General features: G+C 60.5%; 19 protein-coding genes, 1 pseudogene and 1 riboswitch. Of the genes and pseudogenes, 13 read left to right on the forward strand and 7 right to left on the reverse strand.

Annotated features, from left to right (window positions below; translation table 11 throughout):
- Positions 1 to 236 precede the first annotated feature (236 nt).
- Positions 237 to 737: a 2-oxo-4-hydroxy-4-carboxy-5-ureidoimidazoline decarboxylase gene (gene uraD, locus ACOTYN_RS16585; RefSeq protein WP_332957166.1), complete on the forward strand. Its 501-nt coding sequence runs from the start codon at positions 237 to 239 to the stop codon at positions 735 to 737.
- Complete coding sequence (gene uraH, locus ACOTYN_RS16590) at positions 734 to 1,057, forward strand: hydroxyisourate hydrolase (protein WP_023332642.1); 324 nt, start codon at positions 734 to 736, stop codon at positions 1,055 to 1,057. Before uraD ends, uraH begins: the two co-directional genes overlap by 4 nt.
- Here uraH and guaD read toward each other — a convergent pair.
- Together guaD and ACOTYN_RS16600 are read right to left on the reverse strand one after the other, a co-directional pair.
- The gene (guaD, locus tag ACOTYN_RS16595) at positions 1,037 to 2,353 is read right to left on the reverse strand and encodes a guanine deaminase (RefSeq protein WP_332957169.1); all 1,317 of its coding nucleotides are present in this window, start codon (positions 2,351 to 2,353) and stop codon (positions 1,037 to 1,039) included. The genes uraH and guaD overlap by 21 nt on opposite strands.
- 107 nt (positions 2,354 to 2,460) lie before the next feature.
- On the reverse strand, positions 2,461 to 3,957 hold the full coding sequence (locus tag ACOTYN_RS16600; protein ID WP_023332644.1) for an NCS1 family nucleobase:cation symporter-1: 1,497 nt from the start codon (positions 3,955 to 3,957) through the stop codon (positions 2,461 to 2,463).
- 144 nt (positions 3,958 to 4,101) lie between these two features.
- On the opposite strand from ACOTYN_RS16600, the gene ACOTYN_RS16605 reads away from it, so the two are divergent.
- From ACOTYN_RS16605 to puuE, 3 genes and pseudogenes are all read left to right on the forward strand, one after another.
- Positions 4,102 to 4,818, forward strand: a complete 717-nt coding sequence (locus ACOTYN_RS16605) for a GntR family transcriptional regulator (RefSeq protein WP_014883286.1) — start codon at positions 4,102 to 4,104, stop codon at positions 4,816 to 4,818.
- A pseudogene (locus ACOTYN_RS16610) lies at positions 4,818 to 5,689 on the forward strand (aspartate/glutamate racemase family protein); the annotation flags it as partial. The gene ACOTYN_RS16605 and the pseudogene ACOTYN_RS16610, both read left to right, overlap by 1 nt.
- The gene (puuE, locus tag ACOTYN_RS16615; protein WP_240498832.1) at positions 5,610 to 6,509 is read left to right on the forward strand and encodes an allantoinase PuuE; all 900 of its coding nucleotides are present in this window, start codon (positions 5,610 to 5,612) and stop codon (positions 6,507 to 6,509) included. The pseudogene ACOTYN_RS16610 and the gene puuE, both read left to right, overlap by 80 nt.
- Positions 6,510 to 6,557: 48 nt before the next feature.
- Here the strand turns inward: puuE and hpxZ are convergent, their stop codons facing one another.
- Genes hpxZ through hpxW form a run of 4 tightly spaced genes read right to left on the reverse strand, consistent with a single transcriptional unit; the run spans position 6,558 to position 10,117 of the window.
- Positions 6,558 to 6,944, reverse strand: coding sequence for an oxalurate catabolism protein HpxZ (gene hpxZ / locus ACOTYN_RS16620; protein ID WP_045281270.1), 387 nt, complete (start codon positions 6,942 to 6,944; stop codon positions 6,558 to 6,560).
- Positions 6,941 to 8,338: an AtzE family amidohydrolase gene (locus ACOTYN_RS16625; RefSeq protein ID WP_332957172.1), complete on the reverse strand. Its 1,398-nt coding sequence runs from the start codon at positions 8,336 to 8,338 to the stop codon at positions 6,941 to 6,943. Before ACOTYN_RS16625 ends, hpxZ begins: the two co-directional genes overlap by 4 nt.
- Positions 8,335 to 8,523 (reverse strand): oxalurate catabolism protein HpxX, encoded by a 189-nt coding sequence (gene hpxX, locus ACOTYN_RS16630; protein WP_023332649.1) that lies wholly within the window; start codon positions 8,521 to 8,523, stop codon positions 8,335 to 8,337. The genes ACOTYN_RS16625 and hpxX overlap by 4 nt, the downstream gene beginning before the upstream one ends.
- A gap of 10 nt (positions 8,524 to 8,533) precedes the next feature.
- Positions 8,534 to 10,117: an oxamate amidohydrolase gene (gene hpxW / locus ACOTYN_RS16635; RefSeq protein ID WP_332957175.1), complete on the reverse strand. Its 1,584-nt coding sequence runs from the start codon at positions 10,115 to 10,117 to the stop codon at positions 8,534 to 8,536.
- A 144-nt stretch (positions 10,118 to 10,261) separates the two neighbouring features.
- On the opposite strand from hpxW, the gene hpxU reads away from it, so the two are divergent.
- The 7 genes from hpxU to hpxK all read left to right on the forward strand — a co-directional run bounded on the left by hpxU (position 10,262) and on the right by hpxK (position 16,634).
- Positions 10,262 to 11,101, forward strand: coding sequence for a MurR/RpiR family transcriptional regulator HpxU (gene hpxU / locus ACOTYN_RS16640; protein WP_014883293.1), 840 nt, complete (start codon positions 10,262 to 10,264; stop codon positions 11,099 to 11,101).
- 192 nt (positions 11,102 to 11,293) lie between these two features.
- Positions 11,294 to 12,076: a transporter substrate-binding domain-containing protein gene (locus ACOTYN_RS16645; protein WP_014883294.1), complete on the forward strand. Its 783-nt coding sequence runs from the start codon at positions 11,294 to 11,296 to the stop codon at positions 12,074 to 12,076.
- Positions 12,077 to 12,080: 4 nt separating this feature from the next.
- Positions 12,081 to 12,746, forward strand: coding sequence for an amino acid ABC transporter permease (locus ACOTYN_RS16650; RefSeq protein WP_023332651.1), 666 nt, complete (start codon positions 12,081 to 12,083; stop codon positions 12,744 to 12,746).
- A complete protein-coding gene (locus ACOTYN_RS16655; protein ID WP_332957257.1) occupies positions 12,746 to 13,402 on the forward strand; it encodes an amino acid ABC transporter permease in 657 nt (218 codons plus the stop codon). Before ACOTYN_RS16650 ends, ACOTYN_RS16655 begins: the two co-directional genes overlap by 1 nt.
- Entirely contained in the window at positions 13,383 to 14,120 is a 738-nt protein-coding gene (locus ACOTYN_RS16660) for an amino acid ABC transporter ATP-binding protein (protein ID WP_332957177.1), read from the forward strand. Before ACOTYN_RS16655 ends, ACOTYN_RS16660 begins: the two co-directional genes overlap by 20 nt.
- A 13-nt stretch (positions 14,121 to 14,133) precedes the next feature.
- Positions 14,134 to 15,375, forward strand: coding sequence for a pyridoxal-phosphate-dependent aminotransferase family protein (locus ACOTYN_RS16665; protein WP_032637023.1), 1,242 nt, complete (start codon positions 14,134 to 14,136; stop codon positions 15,373 to 15,375).
- Entirely contained in the window at positions 15,372 to 16,634 is a 1,263-nt protein-coding gene (hpxK, locus tag ACOTYN_RS16670) for an allantoate amidohydrolase (protein WP_045134623.1), read from the forward strand. The genes ACOTYN_RS16665 and hpxK overlap by 4 nt, the downstream gene beginning before the upstream one ends.
- On the opposite strand, the gene ACOTYN_RS16675 is transcribed toward hpxK, so the two are convergent.
- On the reverse strand, positions 16,600 to 17,601 hold the full coding sequence (locus tag ACOTYN_RS16675; RefSeq protein ID WP_014883298.1) for a magnesium transporter: 1,002 nt from the start codon (positions 17,599 to 17,601) through the stop codon (positions 16,600 to 16,602). The genes hpxK and ACOTYN_RS16675 overlap by 35 nt on opposite strands.
- Before the next feature lie 60 nt (positions 17,602 to 17,661).
- A riboswitch (M-box (ykoK) riboswitch) is annotated at positions 17,662 to 17,831 on the reverse strand.
- Positions 17,832 to 17,989: 158 nt separating this feature from the next.
- Between ACOTYN_RS16675 and ACOTYN_RS16680 the strand changes: the two genes are divergently transcribed.
- Positions 17,990 to 18,490 carry a DedA family protein gene (locus ACOTYN_RS16680; protein WP_014883299.1) on the forward strand — a complete coding sequence of 167 codons (501 nt, stop codon included), beginning with the start codon at positions 17,990 to 17,992 and terminating at the stop codon, positions 18,488 to 18,490.
- The last annotated feature ends 51 nt before the right edge of the window (positions 18,491 to 18,541 follow it).

Raw genomic sequence — 18,541 nt, forward strand, 5'->3', positions numbered from 1 at the left:
CTCTCCTTTTGCAGGGTGTAAAGCCATTCAGCAATTTGCGTACCAGGCTGCAACGGGGTGAAAACGGCGTTGTGAAGGGCAGGTTTGCACTGCTAAGGTGCGCAGACGTGGTGAGCTTGCCTTTTTTTGAATCAAAAATTTCCAGTTGAGCTATACGGAATCAACTGTTTCACGCTCAGGCAAAGGAGTGGCGTGGTTTGTGCAATGACCTGAAAGAGGATAATCAAGGAGATACTATGATCGCACTGCACGACTTTAATCGGCTTCCTGAGAAAGAGGCTCTCGCGCGGATCCACCCCTGCGTGGCGATCCCCGGCTGGGCTGAAGCCCTGGTGCGCGGGCGGCCCTATTCCCGCCGGGAAGACGTGTTCAGTACGGCACTGGCGCTGGCGCAACGCTGGGATGAGACGGCGTTAACGCAAGCCCTGAGCGCCCATCCGCGTATTGGGGAAAAGCCAGCGGGTTCCCAGGCGGAGGCAGCACTGTCGCGGCAGGAACAGGGCGCGGTGAATGACCGCGATGCTGCCCTGACGCAGGCGTTACGGGAGGGTAACGCCCGCTATGAAGCCCGTTTCGGACGGGTCTTTCTTATCCGCGCGAAGGGCCGCAGCGGAGAAGAGATCTTACAGGCGCTGAACGCGCGGCTGGAAAACAACGATACGCAGGAAGTATTGACCGCGCTGGAAGAGCTGCGGGAAATTACGCTGCTGCGGCTGGAAGGAGTCATTAGCGAATGAGCACACTCAGCACCCATATTCTCGATATTTCAACGGGGAAACCCGCCGAGGGCGTGACGGTTCATCTTGAGCGGGACGGGGAGATCATGGCGACTGGCGTCACGAACGCCAGTGGGCGCATCACAGAATTCGTCCCGAACCTGGCAAAAGGCCGCTACCGGCTGGTGGCCGAAATCGGTAAGTGGTTTAGCGACACAGGCCGCGAGACGATCTATCCCTGCGCGCAGATTGAGTTTGTGACGGGAGAATCGGCAGACGAGCATTTCCATCTGCCGTTTGTGATTGCGCCCGGCGGCTGGTCAACCTACCGGGGCAGCTGACCACACCTGCACGCCGTTGACCCAGGTTTCGCTGATGTTGCGCTCATCGCCCAGGGTCATCAGCACAAAGAGCTGCTCGTAAATGTCCTGGCAGCGGCGATTGCGCAGGCGCTGCAGCGGCGTTACGTCCGGGTCGATGACGACGAAATCCGCCTCTTTGCCGGGCGTGAAGTTGCCAATCTTCTCGTCAAGCCGGAGGGCGTGCGCGCCGCCCAGCGTGGCGTGGTAAAACGCCTCGCTGGCGCGGAGACGGTAGCTCTGGAGCTGACCCACCTTGTACGCTTCCCCCAGGGTAAGCAGCATGCTGAAGGTGGTGCCCGCACCCACGTCAGTGCCGATGCCCATCCTCACTCTGTGCTGCCAGCAGGCGGGCAGGCGAAACAGCCCGCTACCGAGAAACAGGTTCGAGGTGGGGCAAAACGCCACCGCCGAACCGGTGTCATGCAGGCATTGCCACTCGCTGTGGTGCAGGTGGATGGCGTGGGCAAACACGCTGCGCTCGCCGGTCAGGCCGTAGTGGTGATACACGTCCAGATAGCGTTCATGCTCCGGCCAGAGGTCGTTCACCCAGGCCACTTCGTTTGGGTTTTCGCTCAGATGGGTTTGCAGCCAGGTATCCGGAAACTCCTCTCTCAGCAGGCTGACCGCGGCGAGCAACTCGGGGGATGACGTCGGGGCAAAGCGTGGCGTAATGGCATAGCCCAGCCGCCCCCGGTGATGCCAGCGCTGGATCAGCTCACGCGTCTGCCGGTAGCTCTGTTTCGCGTCCTCGCTCAGGTAGTCCGGCGCGTGTCTGTCCATCATCACCTTCCCGGCGATAAGGCGCATGTTGAGGCGCAGCGCCTCAGTAAACAGCGCCTCGACCGATTCCGGATGCAGCGTGCAGAACACCAGCGCGGTGGTGGTGCCATTGCTCACCAGCTGGTTAATGAAAAATTCGGCGATCTCTTTCGCGTAGGCTTCATCGGCAAACTGGCTCTCCACCGGGAAGGTATAGGTGGTCAGCCACTCCAGCAGCTGCTCGCCAAAGGCGCCGATCATCTCCGTTTGCGGATAATGCACATGGGTATCGATAAAACCGGGCAGCAGCAGCTTGCCGCGCAGGTCAGTGTAGCCTTTGTGCGGGTCAAGATACTGCTCGCCCTCCTGCCACGCCATGTGCGCCAGAATGTGGCCATTCTGAATAAACAGCAGCCCGTCCTCAAGGTAGCGCGCGTGTTCGGCAATGGTGTCTGCGCTGTCGCAGACCTGGGCAATGTCAAAAAATGTACCGCGTATCGCAGTCTGGTATTCCATCATGGTTCCTGCCTTCGTGTTTGCGTAGCGGGGTGAGAAAGCGCAGCAAGAACAGTGCCAGAATGAACGGGCCGCAGTTACGCTGCGGCCAGAGGAGGAGGGAAGGGTTACTCTTTTTGCGTTGCCACGCGGGAGCTGAACGTCGTCGCGCCTGCCGTCTCGCGATCTTCCCGCGCCAGCCAGCGGTAGGTCACGCCGCCGAGGAAGACGCCGATAAACCAGCTGAAGTTCGCCACCTCATGCAGGGCCGGGATAAAGCTAATCACCAGGCCCACGGCAACGGACGGGATCAGCGCGCCGATGGCTTTCGGGTTAAAGCCGTTGCGATACCAGTATTTGCCCTTTGGCGTGTCATCGAACAGGTCGTCAACCGACACCTTGCCGCGTTTAATCAGGTAGAAATCGGCAATCAGTATGCCGAACAGCGGGCCGATAAACGCCCCGAGCACGTCCAGGGTGTAGTGGATTAACTCCGGTGAGTTGAACAGGTTCCACGGGGTGAGCAGGATCGAGCCGACGGCAGCAATCATTCCCCCGGTGCGGAAGCTGATCTTCTGCGGCGAGCAGTTAGAGAAATCAAAGGCTGGCGAGACAAAGTTCGCCACAATGTTAATCCCGATGGTGGCGGTGATCATCGTCAGCAGGCCAATCGCCACGGCCAGATCGTTACCCACGCGGCTGACGGTTTCAATCGGGTCGGTGATCATGCGGCCAAACAGCGACTGGGTACCGGAGACAATCACCACGGTGACGATGGAGAACAGCAGGAAGTTAAACGGCAGACCCCAGCGGTTACCGCGGCGGATCTCCCCCATGCTTTTCCCGTAGCGGGAGAAGTCACCAAAGTTGAGCAGCGGGCCGGAGAAGTAGGAGACCACCAGCGCGGTCGCGGTGATCATCTGCCAGGTTTGCTCGCCCGCGGTCAGGGATTTGCTGGCGAGGGTAAAGGAGATTCCGTCAAAACCGGTCTTGTATACAATCCAGCCCGCAAGGGCCAGCATCACTACGTAGACCGCCGGACCGGCGATATCAATGAAGCGCTTGATGGCGCTCATCCCGTGCCAGAAAACCATCGCCTGCAATACCCACATGATGGCGAAGCAGATCCAGCCCAGATGTGACAGGCCGAGGAACGCGCCGGTGGTGAGTGAAGAGAGCGACGGCCAGAACTTCAGTGCCACCAGCATCAGGGCGTTGGCGGCCAGGTAGGTCTGGATGCCATACCACGCAAAGGCGATAAGCCCGCGGATCACCGCCGGAATGTTCGCCCCAAAGACGCCGAACGCCTGACGGCTGATCACGGCATAGGGCACGCCCGCCATCTGGCTCGGTTTTGCGACCAGGTTGGCGCACAGTTGCACAATACAAATCCCCACCAGCAGGCAGAGTAACACCTGCCAGCTTGCCAGCCCGAGCGTAAAGAAGCTCGCGGCGACCACATATCCCCCCATGCTGTGAACATCCGACATCCAGAATGAAAAGATGTTGTACCAGCTCCAGTTCTGGTCACGCGTGGGTGCCAGATCCTCATTGCAAAGACGTGGGCTGTAAACCGCACCGGAATCAGCGGCCGTACCCTGCTGCGCATTTTGACTGTTTGGCATGAAACCTGCTCCTGTGAATGAAAACCCGTTGAGTGGGAGTGCAAACGGTGTTGCAGGATCCAGGCCAAAATAATAAATCTTGTATGCAATATTTTATTTTTATGTATACGATTCGATAACGAAAGGTAAAGCACGGAGTGGTGAATGAACAACGTAAATGGCCTGCAGACCGCGCCAGACCTGCATGACAAAGACGAATCCATCTTTCAGGCGCTGATGACCGCAATTGTCGAACATCAGTTGCTGCCGGGGAGCAAATTGCCGGAAGAGGCGCTGGCCGAGGTGTTTGGCGTGAGCCGTACCGGCATCCGAAAGGTGCTGCAACGACTCGCCGCTGTGCAAATGGTCACCTTAACGCCCAAACGTGGTGCACACGTCGCCAGCCCGACGGTAGAAGAGGCGCGGCACATCTTCCGCACCCGCGCGCTGCTGGAGGTCGCTAATCTGCCGGACGTGCTGGCCCACTGCCAGCCGCCGCATCTGGCAGCACTGGAGGCCATTATTCGTCAGGAGCAGCAGGCGCACGAGGCCTATGACGGCCCGGCGGCGATCCGCCACTCCGCCAATTTTCACATTCAGCTACAGGCCATCTCCGGCAACCAGGTGCTGACGGAGATGGTGACCGGCCTGAGCCAGCGTTCATCGCTGGTGATTGCCACCTGGGGCGCGCCGTGGCGGCAGGGCTGTCGCTGCAACGATCACGAACAGCTGGTGGATCTGCTGCGCCAGAAGGCGCTCCAGCCGCTCAGCGAGGCCTTAATGCACCATTTTGAACATATCGTCGCCAGCCTCTGCTTCGAGCGGGCGGGCGAGTGTCTGCCTGATTTTGCCCGGCTGTTTGCCGGCCACAAGGAGTCGTAATGTCGTCTGTCTGTATACAAGTGATCAACCCCAACACTAGCCACGCCATGACGGAAACCATCGGTGCGGCAGCCCGTGCGGTGGCTGCACCGGGAACGGAAATCCTCGCGGTCTGCCCGACCGCAGGCGTGCCGTCCATCGAAGGCCACTTTGACGAGGCCATTGCTGCCGTGGGCGTTCTCGAACAGGTCAAACTCGGCAGACAGCAGGGCGTGGATGGTCACGTTATTGCCTGCTTTGGCGACCCGGGTCTGCTGGCGGCGCGCGAGCTGGCCCAGGGGCCGGTGGTAGGGATTGCTGAAGCCGCCATGCATATGGCGACGCTGGTGGCGACGCGCTTTTCGGTGGTCACCACGCTGCCGCGCACGTTGATTATCGCCCGCCATCTGCTGCATCAGTATGGCTTTCAGGACCACTGCGCGGCGCTGCATGCCATCGATCTCCCGGTGCTGGCGCTGGAAGACGGCAGCGGTCTGGCGCAGGAAAAGGTGCGCGCGCGCTGTATACAGGCGCTGAAAGAGGATGGCTGCGGGGCCATCGTGCTGGGCTGCGGCGGCATGGCGACGCTGGCGCAGGAGCTGACGCGCGAACTGTGCGTGCCGGTTATCGACGGCGTCAGCGCGGCGGTGAAGATGGTGGAATCGCTGGTGGCGCTGGGGCTGTCGACCAGCAAGCACGGGGATCTGGCCTTCCCGGAAAATAAAGCATTAAGCGGACAATTTCAGGCACTGAATCCATTTTAATTTTTGGGGGTGGCAATGGGGACTTTTGAACAGGATTACCCGCGCGATCTGCGCGGTTACGCAGGCAACCCACCGCACGCGCGGTGGCCGAATCAGGCGCGCATCGCCGTGCAGTTTGTACTCAATTACGAGGAAGGAGCGGAAAACCACGTTCTGCACGGCGATGCCGGATCCGAGCAGTTCCTGTCGGACATCATCGGTGCCGCAAGCTACCCGGACAGGCACATGTCGATGGACTCGCTCTACGAATACGGCAGCCGCGCCGGGTTCTGGCGCATCCACACTGAATTTCAAAAACGCGGTCTGCCGCTGACGGTCTTTGGCGTAGCGATGGCGCTGGCGCGTCATCAGGAAATCGTCGAAGCGATTAAAGCGGCGGATTATGACGTGGTCAGCCACGGCTGGCGCTGGATCCACTATCAGCACATGGGCATCGCCCAGGAGCGTGAGCATCTGCATAAAGCGGTGCACGTGCTGACCGATCTGTTTGGCAAACCGCCCACAGGCTGGTACACCGGGCGCGATAGCCCCAACACGCGCCAGCTGGTCGTGGAGCATGGCGGCTTCGACTACGACAGCGACTATTATGGCGATGACTTACCCTTCTGGACGGAAGTGGCCTGTAGCGACGGGACCCGTAAACCGCACCTGATTGTGCCCTATACGCTGGATGCTAACGATATGCGCTTTGCCACCGCGCAGGGGTTTAACACCGCCGAGCAGTTTTATACGTATCTGAAGGACAGTTTTGACGTGCTGTACGAGGAGGGGGAACGCGCGCCGAAAATGATGTCTATCGGCATGCACTGCCGCCTGCTGGGGCGGCCGGGGCGTTTTCGCGCGCTACAGCGGTTCCTGGATTACGTGCAGCAGCATGAGCAGGTGTGGGTCTGTACCCGCCAGCAGATTGCCGACCACTGGCGGGAGGTGCATCCGTTTCTGAAATAATTGTGCGATGTTTTGCCGGGTGGCGGCTGCGCCTTACCCGGCCTACGACTACGACATCAAACTCACCTGCGCCGCCACGATCCGCCACCCACAGGCAAACCGCACCCATGTCTGCTGCTGGCGGCCGATGCGTTCGCTACCTTCACGGGTAAACTCGGTGCTGCACACGGCATAATTCTCCCCGAAGGTGGTGATGACGGTGTGACGCAACGTTCGCGCCAGCCCGGCTGACGGGCGCGCCGCACGAAAGGCGCGGATTTCATCAATGCCGTACAGGTTTTCACCTGCCCCCAGACGCACCGTGTTTTTGTCGTGCCAGAACAGCTCGTCCAGCACGGCAATGTTGTTGCTCACTAGCGCATCTTCATAGCGGTAAAACACCGCCGTCACTTCGGCTACCACCCACGGCAGGTTAATGTCATCGTGATTGATCATGCGACCACCTCCGCCGGGCGGGCATCGGTGATGCCACTCTCTTCCAGCACGCGCGCGACGCGCAGGCAGGCCTGCTCGTTAAACGGCGCGGCAATCAGCTGCAGGCCAATCGGCATACCCCTGGCGGTGCGTAGCGGAACGGTGGTCACCGGCAAACCCAGGAACGAAATCGGTTGAGTGAGCATGCCCATGCTGGCGCGAATGGGCAGCGGCTGACCGTTAATCTCCATGGTTTGCTCACCGATCCGCGTGGCGCTACGCGGCGTTGCGGGGGCGATCAGGACATCGGCTTGTTCAAACAAGGCGTTGAACGCCTGACGCGCCTGAGCGCGAAACCGCTGGGCCTGAATATACCAGGCGGAAGGGATCATCGCGCCTGCCAGAAGCCGTTCGCGGGAATGGGGTTCAAAACGCTCAGGCTCGCGGCGAAGCGCGGGCAGGTACTGGTTACCCCCTTCCGAGGCGCTGGTGATAAACGCCGCGGAGCGCGCCAGCCCGGCGTCGGGGAACCGCAGCTCCTCCTGCACGTCGAGGGCCTTCGCCACCCGCGCCACGGCGTCCCGGGCCTCCGTGTCGCACCAGGTGGTGAAGTAGCCGCCAAGCACCGCACAGCGCAGGCCGTCCAGACCGCGTTCGAGCAGGGGACGCGTCTCCTCGCGCGAGCGTTCTGCCTGAAAACCGTCGCGGGTATCGCGCCCCTGCAGCGCGTCGTACACCGACGCCAGATCGCACACGCGGCGCGCAAAGGGCCCGATATGATCCAGACTCGCGACAAACGGATGGCTACCGGATCGCGACAGGCGGCCAAAGGTGGGTTTCAGGCCATAAATCCCGCACAGGGATGCCGGAACGCGAATGGAGCCGTTGGTGTCGGTGCCGAGCGAAAAATGCACCAGCCCGGCGGCCACGGCGGCGGCTGAACCGCCGGACGAACCGCCCGCGATGCGCGTCAGGTCGTGCGGGTTATGCGTCGCGCCGTAGTGGCTGTTTTCGGTGGTAAAGCCGTAGGCATAGGCATCCATATTCACCATCCCGGTCAGTAACCCGCCCGCGCTACGCAGCTGACGTACGGCAAAACTGTCAGTGGCCGCGGGAGGGCGCTGGCTGAACAGCTCGGCCCCGGCGAGGGTAGTATGCCCGGCAACGTCAAACAGGTTTTTCACCGCATAGGGCACGCCCGCCAGCGGTGGCAGGGGGCGCTTTTCGCGGCGCAGGGTGTCGATATTCGCGGCCTCGGCGAGCATGCGCGCTTCCGTCACGGCGGTCCAGGCGTTGATCTGCGGATTCACGCGCGCAATCGCCTCCAGCGTCTGACGGGCAATCTCATGGGCGCTCAGCTCGCCCGCACTCAGCGCCTGCTGGATTGCGCTGATACTCATCTCGTGTAGCGTCATGCTTTATAAACTCCTGCGATCTCCAGACGGTCATCGAGCGGCAGCGCCATCAATGGAGCGGCCATGCTGGCAATGCGGCTGAACTGTACCTGCAGCTCGGCGCGGCGGGCATCATCCAGCGTCACGCCAAGAACGGTCTCCATTTGCGCGAGATAGGCATGCCAGTCGGGTTGTTGTGTCGTCATTATTCTCTCCTCAAAATCCGGCGGCCGCGCCGTTGCTGCGCGGATCAAACGCTCCTTCAAACAGCCCGTTGGGGTGGCGAACAATCGCCCCCGCGTGTCCCATGGCTTCACTGAAGTCCGGGAAGATCTCCACGTCGTGTCCACGCGCCCTGAGCTGTGACACGGTCTCACCCGAAAAGCGTCCTTCCAGTTTTAACGTGTCCGACGTTTGTCCCCAGGTACGCCCCAGCAGCCAGCGCGGGCGAGCGATGCTCTCCTGCAGGGGCGCACCCTGGACCACATAGCGGGTAAACAGCGTGGCCTGGGTTTGCGGCTGTCCATCGCCGCCCATCGAGCCATAGACCATCATGCGCCCGTCCTTGAGGCGCGCCGCCGCCGGGTTCAGGGTGTGGAAAGGCTGTTTGCCCGGCGCGAGGGCCAGAAGATGACTGGGGTCGAGACTGAACGATGCGCCCCGGTTCTGCCAGACGATGCCGGTATCGGGCAGTACCACGCCGCTGCCAAATTCGTGATAAATACTCTGGATAAACGACACGGCAAGCCCGCTGTTATCCATCACGCCCATCCACACCGTATCGCCGGGACCTTTGCCGGTGCCCCACGGCGCGGCACGGCTGTCGTCAACCCTGTCGGCAAGCGCCTGAAGGGCGGTGGGTGCCAGCAGTGCCTGAATATCCGTTTTCAGCTCGCGCGGATCGGTAATGTGCGCATCGCGCAGGCCAAAGGCCAGCTTGGTGGCTTCAACAATACGGTGAATCGTCCCCGCATCGTCAGCCTCCGCCATATTCAGGCGGTCTGTGATGCCGAGTATCGCCAGCGACACCAGCCCCTGCGTCGGAGGGGCGTGGTTATAAATTTCTCCCTGCTGATGCTGCAACTTCAGCGGCGTGGTGCGCCGGGCGACGTGGGCGTGTAGATCGGCCAGCGTGACCGGCAGGCCCAGCGTCTCCATACCCTGCGCCAGCACCTCCGCCAGCGGGCCGCGATAAAAACTGTCCAGACCGTCTTCCACCAGGCGCGAAAGGGTCGTGGCCATGGCGGGCTGGTAAAAACGGCTCCCGACCGGCGGTGGCTTGCCGTCCACCAGCCAGGTTTCGGCAAAGCCGGGAACGTCCTTTAGCTCGTCAAATTTACTGGCGGTGGCATGCGCCTGTGACGCCGTGACCGGGGTACCGTTTTGCGCGTACTCAATGGCGTCGGCCAGCAGGCGGGACAGCGGCAGCGCCTTGCCCGTCATCTCGCGCGAGACCTTCAGCGCCTCGTCCCAGCCGCTCACCGTGCCGGCAATGGTCAACGCCGCCTGAGGGCCGCGATGGGGGATATGCGGGAGCCCGTCGTAGGCCGCGAGCGTCGCGCGCGATCCCGCCGCACCGCTGGCATCAATGGCGATCGGATCCCCTTCCGGCGGCACGATAAGCCAGAAGCCATCGCCACCCAGCCCGTTCATGTGCGGGTAAACTACGGCAATGGTGGCCGCCGCCGCGACCATGGCTTCTATCGCGCTGCCGCCTTCGCGCAGGACGGCCAGCGCACTCTGGCTGGCAAGGTGGTGGGGGGCAACAGCCATCCCGTGTGTGGAGACATTACTTTGCATGAAGCGTCCTCATAACCCTGAAAGTCACAAGGTGCTGCAAAAGCTGTTCCAGTTCTGAATAAAAAGTTTCATGCCAGTTGCCGCAGAAGCTGGCATGCTTAATGAATAGTGAGTATGAGATGAAACAAACGTTACAGAGGCGTTATGGAACAGCTTGATGAACGACTGAAAGCGCAATACCCGTCACTGTCGCCGCAGGAGCAGCGGGTGGCGGATTTTATTTTCGATCATTTTGACGACCTTATTAGCTATAACAGTGCCGAGCTGGCGCAGCTGAGCGGGGTATCGAAAGCCACGGTGAGCCGTCTGTTCAAGCGTCTGGGCTATGAGAAGTATAAAGAGATGCGTGACGAGCTGCGCACCCTGCGTCAGAGCGGGATGCCGCTTACCGATAACCGCGACGCGGTGCAGGGCAATACGCTACTGGCGCGCCATTATAAGCAGGAGATGGCGAACCTGACCCAGTGGGTCAATGCTCTCGATGCTCAGCAGTTTGCCGACGCCATGGCCTGCATGGTGAAGGCGCGGCGCATTGTCATTATTGGCATGCGTAACGCCTATCCCGCGGCGCTCCACCTGCGCCAGCAGCTGCTGCAGGCGCGCGGTCAGGTGCTGGTGCTTCCTCAGCCAGGGCAAAGCCTGAGCGAGGAGCTGGTGGATTTAACGCCTGACGATCTGGTGGTGATGATGGCCTTTCGCCGCCGTCCGCGCATTATCCGCCCGCTGATGCAGCAGCTTCAGAGTAGCGGTATTCCGGTGCTGCTGATGTGCGAGCCGCAGGCGCACAGCCTGTTTCCGCTGGCGAGCTGGCAGCTCTGCGCCCCGCTGGACAGCGTTTCGGCCTATGACAGCTATTCCTCGGTCAACAGCCTGATCAACCTGCTGGCGAATGCCTTCCTGCATGACAGTCTCGATAAAGGCCGTCCGCGCATTCACGAGATTGCTTCCCTTTATCAGCAGCTGGACGAACTCGAACAACGATAATGGGGCGTCAGACTGGTGCTTTGCATTGAAATGGTGCAACGTGGCGGGGCGTGAACATCCTCAATTTTTCGCTCCGTCCGCGTTTTATCAGGCTTTATAAGAATATCCCCCGTTTCGCCTCACCTGGCACATTAGTTGCAAAATCACATTCAAAGAATCTTTTGTTTCATGTTAACGTTACGGGGAAGCACCATGAAAAAACTGTTGATTGCACTGGCCGGGGCCGCATGCCTCTTCACACAACTGCCTGCAAAGGCTGACCAGCTTCAGGATATCGAGAAGCGCGGCACCCTCCGCATTGCCGTGCCGCAGGACTTCCCGCCGTTTGGCTCGGTGGGGACCGACCTGCAGCCGCAGGGCTACGACATTGACATGGCACGCTATCTGGCGAAACAGATGAAGCTCAAGCTGCAGCTCGTGCCGGTGACCAGCGCCAACCGTGTGCCGTATCTGCAAACCGATAAGGTGGATCTGGTCATCTCCAGCCTCGGGAAAAACCCGGAGCGCGAGAAGGTGATTGATTTTAGCCGCGCCTACGCGCCGTTCTTCCTTGGCGTGTTTGGCCCGAAAGGGGCCGAGCTGAAAGATGCCGCCGGGCTGAGCGGAAAAACTATCGGCGTGACGCGCGGGGCGGTGGAGGACATGGTACTCACCAGCCTGGCGCCGAAAGATGCCAACGTGAAACGTTACGAAGACAATAACACCACGCTCTCTGCATACCTTTCCGGACAGGTGCAGTACGTGGCGACCGGCAACCTCGTGGTGGCGGCGATTTCCCGCCAGAACGCCGATAAGGCCCCGGTGCCGAGCTTTATGCTGAAAGATTCACCGTGCTTTATCGGCCTGAAGAAAAACGAACCGGCTCTGAAGGCAAAAGTGGATGCGCTGATTGAGCAGGGCATTAAGGACGGCACACTGAACGGTCTGTCTGAGCAATGGCTGAAGGCCCCACTGCCGGCAAACCTTGGCGCCTGAGCCGATGACTGAGCAACTTCATTTCTCTGAACTGTGGCCGCACTGGCCGGCGCTGCTGGCGGGATTGTGGGTCACCATCCAACTGACGGTGATGGCGACCGTCGGCGGGCTGGCGATAGGGATTTTCGGGGCGGCGATCCGCAGCGGACGCCCAACGTGGTACAGCCGGATCTGGGGCGGTTACGTGGAGATTATCCGCAACACGCCGTTTGTGGTGCAGCTATTTTTCATCGTCTTCGGCCTGCCGAATCTGGGCCTGAAGATGACGGCGGGGGAAGCGGCGCTGCTGGCGATGGTGGTGAACCTTGGCGCATATAGCACTGAGATTATCCGCGCGGGCATTCAGGTAACGCCGAGAGGGCAGTGGGAGGCCGGACGCGTGCTGGGGCTGACCCGCCTGCAGACCTTTATTCGCGTGGTGCTGCCGCCCGCGCTGCAGCGCATTTATCCGGCACTGGTGAGCCAGTGCATCATCGTGATGCTCGGCTCGTCGGTGGTGTCGCAGGTCTCGTATGAAGAGCTGACCTTCGCCGCCAACCTGATCCAGTCCAGAACGTTTTTGAGCTTTGAGGTCTATCTGGTGACAACCGGTATTTACTTAGCGCTGTCGATTACCCTGCGCCAGCTGATGATGGCGGCTGGACGGAAATGGCTGGGGGTGCAGGCATGATGACCACCTTTACCGACTGGGACATTATTCGCAACCTGCTGCTGGCCGGACGCTGGACGGTGCTGCTGTCGCTGGTGGCGTTTGTCGGCGGGGCGGTGGTGACGCTACCGCTCCTGCTGCTGCGCCTGACCGGCGGGCGCACGGTGAAGCGCATCATCCGCGGCTATATCGAGCTGTTTCAGGGGACGCCCCTGCTGATGCAGCTGTTCCTGGCCTTCTTTGGCGTGGCGCTGTTCGGCATCGACGTTTCGCCGTGGACCGCCGCCTCGCTGGCGTTAACCTTCTACACCAGCGCGTTTCTGCTCGATATTTGGTTCGGTAGCATCCGTGCGCTGCCGAAAGGGCAGTGGGAAGCCTCGCGCTGTCTGGGACTGACCTTCGGCCAGACCCTGTTTCGCGTGGTCGCCCCTCAGGCGCTGCGCATCGGCATCGCCCCGACGGTGGGCTTTGTGGTGCAGGTAATCAAAGGCACCGCGCTGGCGTCGATTATCGGCTTTATCGAGCTGACCAAGGCCGGGACCATGCTGACCAACGTGACCTATCAGCCGTTCAAAGTCTTTGCGCTGGTGGCGCTGGGCTACTTCATTCTGTGTTATCCGCTGTCGCGCTACAGCCGCTATCTGGAGACGAAATTCAATGCCTCTCATCACCATTAATCAGGTGCAGAAGTACTACGGTGATAACCACGTGCTCAAGGGTGTCGATCTGGATATCGACATGGGCCAGGTGATCTCCATTATCGGGCGCAGCGGATCGGGAAAAAGCACGCTGCTGCGCTGTATCAACGGCCTGGAGGGCTATCAGGACGGGAGCATTAAGCTGGGCGGCATGACCATTACCGACCGGGATTCCCAGGCGCGTGAAATCAGCCGCTCGGTGGGGATGGTGTTCCAGAGCTTCAACCTGTTCCCGCACATGACGGCGCTGGAAAACGTCATGCTCGCCCCGCGTCGGGTGCTGAAGAAAAGTGCTGCCGAATGCCGGGAGCTGGCGCAGCGCATGCTGGAGAAAGTGGGCTTAGGCGATCGTCTGGATTACTACCCGTCGAGCCTCTCCGGCGGCCAGCAGCAGCGCGTGGCGATTGCCCGCGCGCTGGCGATGTCGCCTAAAGTTTTACTCTGTGACGAGATCACCTCCGCGCTTGACCCGGAGCTGGTGGGCGAAGTGCTCAAGGTACTGGAGCAGCTGGCCGCCGAGGGGATGACCCTGATTCTCGTGACGCACGAAATGAATTTTGCCCGCGAAGTGGGCGACCGCGTGGTGTTTATGCACCAGGGGAAAGGCTGGGAGCAGGGCGACAGCAAAACGCTGTTCGCCAACCCGCAGACCACGGAACTGAAGCAGTTCATCTCCTCCGTGCGCGGCCTCAACTGATAAGGACTGACTCATGGATATTGCACATTTTCCGCAAATTAACCCGCCGCAGCGTCTGCTGATGGGGCCGGGGCCGATCAACGCCGACCCGCGCGTGCTGCGCGCTATGTCGAGCCAGCTGATTGGCCAGTACGATCCGGCCATGACCCACTACATGAACGAGGTGATGGCGCTCTATCGCGGCGTATTCCGCACTGAAAATCGCTGGACGATGCTGGTCGACGGTACCTCCCGGGCGGGGATTGAAGCGATACTGGTTTCCGCCATTCGCCCGGGGGATAAAGTGCTGGTTCCGGTCTTTGGCCGCTTTGGTCACCTGCTCTGCGAAATTGCCCGCCGCTGTCGGGCGGAGGTGCATACCATCGAGGTGCCGTGGGGCGAGGTGTTCACCCCGGACCAGGTGGAGGATGCGATTAAGCGTATTCGTCCTCGCCTGCTGCTCACCGTACAGGGCGACACCTCCACCACCATGCTGCAGCCACTCGCGGAGCTTGGCGCTATCTGCCGCCGCTACGACGTGCTGTTTTACACCGACGCCACCGCGTCGCTCGGCGGCAACGCGCTGGAGACCGACGCCTGGGGGCTGGATGCCGTTTCGGCCGGGATGCAGAAGTGTCTCGGCGGGCCATCGGGTACTTCGCCAGTCACCCTGAGTACGCGGATGGAGGAGGCGATCCGCCGCCGCAAGTGCGTTGAGGCGGGCATTCGCACCGACGCCCACCGCGACGGCGACGAGGAGATGATCTACTCCAACTACTTCGATCTTGGCATGGTGATGGACTACTGGGGGCCGGAACGGCTGAATCACCATACCGAAGCCACCACCGCGCTGTTTGGTGCCCGCGAATGCGCGCGGCTGATCCTGCAGGAAGGGCTGGATAACGGCATTGCCCGCCACAAGCTGCACGGCGATGCGCTCCTGAAGGGCATTCAGGCGATGGGGCTGGAGACCTTCGGCGACCTGAAGCACAAGATGAATAACGTGCTGGGCGTGGTGATTCCACAGGGCGTCAACGGCGACGAGGTGCGTAAGCTGATGCTGGAGGATTTCGGGATTGAAATCGGCACCTCGTTTGGCCCGCTGCACGGTAAAGTGTGGCGCATTGGCACCATGGGCTACAACGCACGTAAGGATTGCGTGATGACCACCCTGAGCGCGCTGGAGTCGGTTCTGAACTACCTGAAATTCACCACCACGCAGGGGGCCGCCATGCAGGCCGCGTGGGACCACTATCGCCGCGAGACGCCGCAATGAGCCCGGCGGCAGAACGGGTGATGGCGCGCGCCGATGCGCTGGCCGCCATCAGCGAAACGCCGGATGCGCTGACCCGGGTCTACCTCTCGGCGCAGCATCTGCAGGCCAACCAGCTGGTTGGGCAGTGGATGAGCCAGGCGGGGATGACCGTCTGGCAGGACAGCGTGGGCAATATCTGTGGACGCTATGAAGGTGCTCAGGAAGGGGCGCAGGCGGTGCTGCTCGGTTCGCATCTGGATACCGTGCGCAATGCGGGGCGCTACGACGGTATGCTCGGGGTGCTCACCGCGATTGAAGTGGTGGACAGCCTGCACCAGCAGGGCCTGCACCTGGCGCAGGCCATTGAGATTGTGGGTTTTTGCGATGAAGAGGGCACCCGTTTCGGCATTACGCTGTTAGGCAGCCGGGGGCTGACGGGCACCTGGCCGCAGGACTGGCTGGAAAAAACCGACGCCAGCGGCATCAGCGTGGCGCAGGCAATGGTGCAGGTGGGGCTCGATCCCGGCCGCGTGTCGCATGCCGCACGCCGTCCCGAGGATTTCAGCGCCTACCTGGAGCTGCACATTGAACAGGGGCCGTGCCTTGAGCAGGACGGTCTCGCGCTCGGCGTGGTGGAAGCCATCAACGGCGCGCGTCGCCTGAATTGCCGTTTCACCGGCGAAGCCGGGCACGCGGGAACCGTGCCGATGAACCATCGTAAGGACGCGCTGGCCGCCGCTGCCGAATGGATGGTTCTCATCGAAAATACCACCCGGCAGCAGGGCGGTAATCGGGTGGCGACGGTCGGGGAGCTGCGCTGCCTGCCCGGTGCGGTAAACGTGATCCCCGGTGAGGTGCATCTCTCGCTGGATATCCGCGGTCCGCAGGATGCGCCGCTGGATCGGTTGCTGGCCGAATTGCTGGAAAATGCGCAGGCAATCGCGTCGCGACGCGGACTGCAGTTCAGCGCCGAGGAGTTTTACCGCATCGCCGCCACGCCGTGCGATATCCACCTGCAAAACGTGTTAGGGGAGGCCGTCGAATCGGTGCAGGGGCGTTCACTGTCGCTGCCCAGCGGCGCGGGCCATGATGCGATTGCCATCGCGGAACGCTGGCCGGTAGGGATGCTGTTTGTGCGCTGCAAGGGGGGCGTCAGCCACCACCCGGCAGAGTCGGTGATGGCTGAGGATGTCGCGCTGGCGATTGAGGCGTTTTCGCGAGCGGTGATCCAGCTGGCGGACCGTGTTACTCCAGCCCCAGCGTATATTGCGCGATCTTGAAGTAGATAATCAGCCCGGTACCGTCGATAAGCGTCGCGATAAACGGCGCGGAGACGACCGCCGGGTCAATGCCGCAGCGTTTGAGCACCATCGGAATCACGGACGACACAATCGCGCTCCACAGCGTTATGCACACCAGCGTCAGGCTGACGATAAGCGTGATTTCCAGCCCAATCCCCATCATCCACGCGCGGATACACCCGGCAATCCCGAGCGTCACGGCAATCATCAGCGAAGTGGTCATCTCTTTTCGCAGCACGCGCCCGACGTCGCGAAGATGCACCTCTCCCAGCGCCATGGCGCGCACCAGCGTGGAGGTGATCTGCGTTCCGCTGTTGCCGCCCGTGCCGATCAGCAGCGGAATAAAGAATGCCAGCGCAATGGCAGACTCCAGCGCCTCTTCGAAGTGCTGGATCACCGAACTGGTATAGGCTTCTGCGACAAACAGCAGCAGGAGCCAGACGGAGCGTTTCTTCCACAGGCTGAAGGCGCTGGTTTCCAGATAGGGCTTCTCCAGCGGCAGCGTCGCCCCCTGAAGCTGAGCGTCTTCGGTGACGTCATCTTCCAGCAGATGGGCGATTTCGCGCTCGGTCAGGCAGCCGACGAGCTTGCCGTGGGTGACCACCGGCACAACGTCCGCGCCGCCGTGCGCCAGCTGGCCGGCAACATCGGCACGTTCATCCTCCGGTTTGACCTGTAAAAACTGCGAGATCATCAGCGATTTCACCGGCTGTAGCGTATCGGCGGTTTGCAGCAATTTACGCACCGCAATCATGCCCGCCAGGCGGCCATTGTCTTCAATAAAAATATGCGATGGAATATCGTCGTCTTTTAATTTTGCGAAGAATTGCTCGCGCGCCAGCGCCACGCATAATGCAATATCAAGGACGATAAAATCGGTATTCATATATTGCGCGATGGCGCTGTCATTGAATGCCGGGTTTTGATTGTGAATAGCGTAAGACATAGTGAATTCCCTTTGAATAATAACATCTCTCAGGGGCGAGCAAGACAGGGCATGTCGAAGAGGAGATCCCCACGTCCTGGGTTCAGCACTGTACACCGTATCCCGCAAGGGAAGTTATACTGACAAAGCCTTGATTCGACAGTGCCTGTTTTACCCTGTGTTGGTTCTCTCGAACCCACCAGAGCGATAACGTGTATTTGTACAGGAGCCTCGCCATAACGAGATCGTTGTAAAACGTGAGGGATAATACGCATATTTAATTTTACCGCTCAGGATTTTAAATAATGTTTAAGAACGGTTTAGAAGAATTTTATTAATACGATGTTGAGGGTTTATTTAAGGTTATTCATTTTAAATAAAAGATTAAATCATCACGAGGATGGGGTAAATGGCGTGGTTTGATCATCTGCTTACTCATTTTGCGCTCTATCCGGCACATCTGTTTGCGTTGTTATTCGTGATGGCGCTGGGTAAATCGACGGTACTGATCTCCTCCGTGCTGCCACCCGCCTCGGTGATGCTGCTGGCGGGCATCGGCGTCAGCCAGGGGAGCATGCATCCTGGGCTCGCATGGCTTGCCGTGGTAATGGGGGCAACGGTGGGGTCGGTGCTAAATTACCATGTTGGCCAGCTGATGGGACACACCCGGCTGGTCACGCGTTTCACGTCTAAGCATGCCGACAGGTTTTTGAGAGTGCAGCATCAGCTGCAAAAGAACGGTGAAATTGCGCTGTTTACGTCGCGCTTTCTGGCGGTATTGCGTTATATCGTGCCGCTGGCAGCGGGAATGCTCAGGCTAAGCGCCGTGAAGGTCTACGCCGTCAGCCTGCTTTCTGCCTGCGCGTGGGCGGCGCTGTATGTTGGCATCGTCGCTGGCATCAGCGTCTGAATCGGCGAGTAAGGTATTCATCAGATTGAGAAATGCTTCCCGGAAAATTGT

The organism is Enterobacter cloacae complex sp. IR5458, from assembly GCF_049238025.1.
Classification (GTDB): Bacteria; Pseudomonadota; Gammaproteobacteria; order Enterobacterales; family Enterobacteriaceae; genus Enterobacter; species Enterobacter kobei.

What these genes read in the sequence shown, in the direction of transcription:
- guaD (WP_332957169.1), bottom strand. Translation starts at nt 2,353, where the DNA reads ATGGAATACCAGACTGCGATACGCGGTACATTTTTTGACATTGCCCAG.
- hpxX (WP_023332649.1), bottom strand. Translation starts at nt 8,523, where the DNA reads ATGACGACACAACAACCCGACTGGCATGCCTATCTCGCGCAAATGGAG.
- ACOTYN_RS16625 (WP_332957172.1), bottom strand. Translation starts at nt 8,338, where the DNA reads ATGACGCTACACGAGATGAGTATCAGCGCAATCCAGCAGGCGCTGAGT.
- hpxK (WP_045134623.1), top strand. Translation starts at nt 15,372, where the DNA reads ATGAGCCCGGCGGCAGAACGGGTGATGGCGCGCGCCGATGCGCTGGCC.
- hpxU (WP_014883293.1), top strand. Translation starts at nt 10,262, where the DNA reads ATGGAACAGCTTGATGAACGACTGAAAGCGCAATACCCGTCACTGTCG.
- ACOTYN_RS16600 (WP_023332644.1), bottom strand. Translation starts at nt 3,957, where the DNA reads ATGCCAAACAGTCAAAATGCGCAGCAGGGTACGGCCGCTGATTCCGGT.
- uraD (WP_332957166.1), top strand. Translation starts at nt 237, where the DNA reads ATGATCGCACTGCACGACTTTAATCGGCTTCCTGAGAAAGAGGCTCTC.
- ACOTYN_RS16645 (WP_014883294.1), top strand. Translation starts at nt 11,294, where the DNA reads ATGAAAAAACTGTTGATTGCACTGGCCGGGGCCGCATGCCTCTTCACA.
- ACOTYN_RS16660 (WP_332957177.1), top strand. Translation starts at nt 13,383, where the DNA reads ATGCCTCTCATCACCATTAATCAGGTGCAGAAGTACTACGGTGATAAC.
- hpxW (WP_332957175.1), bottom strand. Translation starts at nt 10,117, where the DNA reads ATGCAAAGTAATGTCTCCACACACGGGATGGCTGTTGCCCCCCACCAC.
- ACOTYN_RS16665 (WP_032637023.1), top strand. Translation starts at nt 14,134, where the DNA reads ATGGATATTGCACATTTTCCGCAAATTAACCCGCCGCAGCGTCTGCTG.
- ACOTYN_RS16650 (WP_023332651.1), top strand. Translation starts at nt 12,081, where the DNA reads ATGACTGAGCAACTTCATTTCTCTGAACTGTGGCCGCACTGGCCGGCG.
- uraH (WP_023332642.1), top strand. Translation starts at nt 734, where the DNA reads ATGAGCACACTCAGCACCCATATTCTCGATATTTCAACGGGGAAACCC.
- ACOTYN_RS16605 (WP_014883286.1), top strand. Translation starts at nt 4,102, where the DNA reads ATGAACAACGTAAATGGCCTGCAGACCGCGCCAGACCTGCATGACAAA.
- ACOTYN_RS16680 (WP_014883299.1), top strand. Translation starts at nt 17,990, where the DNA reads ATGGCGTGGTTTGATCATCTGCTTACTCATTTTGCGCTCTATCCGGCA.
- hpxZ (WP_045281270.1), bottom strand. Translation starts at nt 6,944, where the DNA reads ATGATCAATCACGATGACATTAACCTGCCGTGGGTGGTAGCCGAAGTG.
- ACOTYN_RS16655 (WP_332957257.1), top strand. Translation starts at nt 12,746, where the DNA reads ATGACCACCTTTACCGACTGGGACATTATTCGCAACCTGCTGCTGGCC.
- ACOTYN_RS16675 (WP_014883298.1), bottom strand. Translation starts at nt 17,601, where the DNA reads ATGTCTTACGCTATTCACAATCAAAACCCGGCATTCAATGACAGCGCC.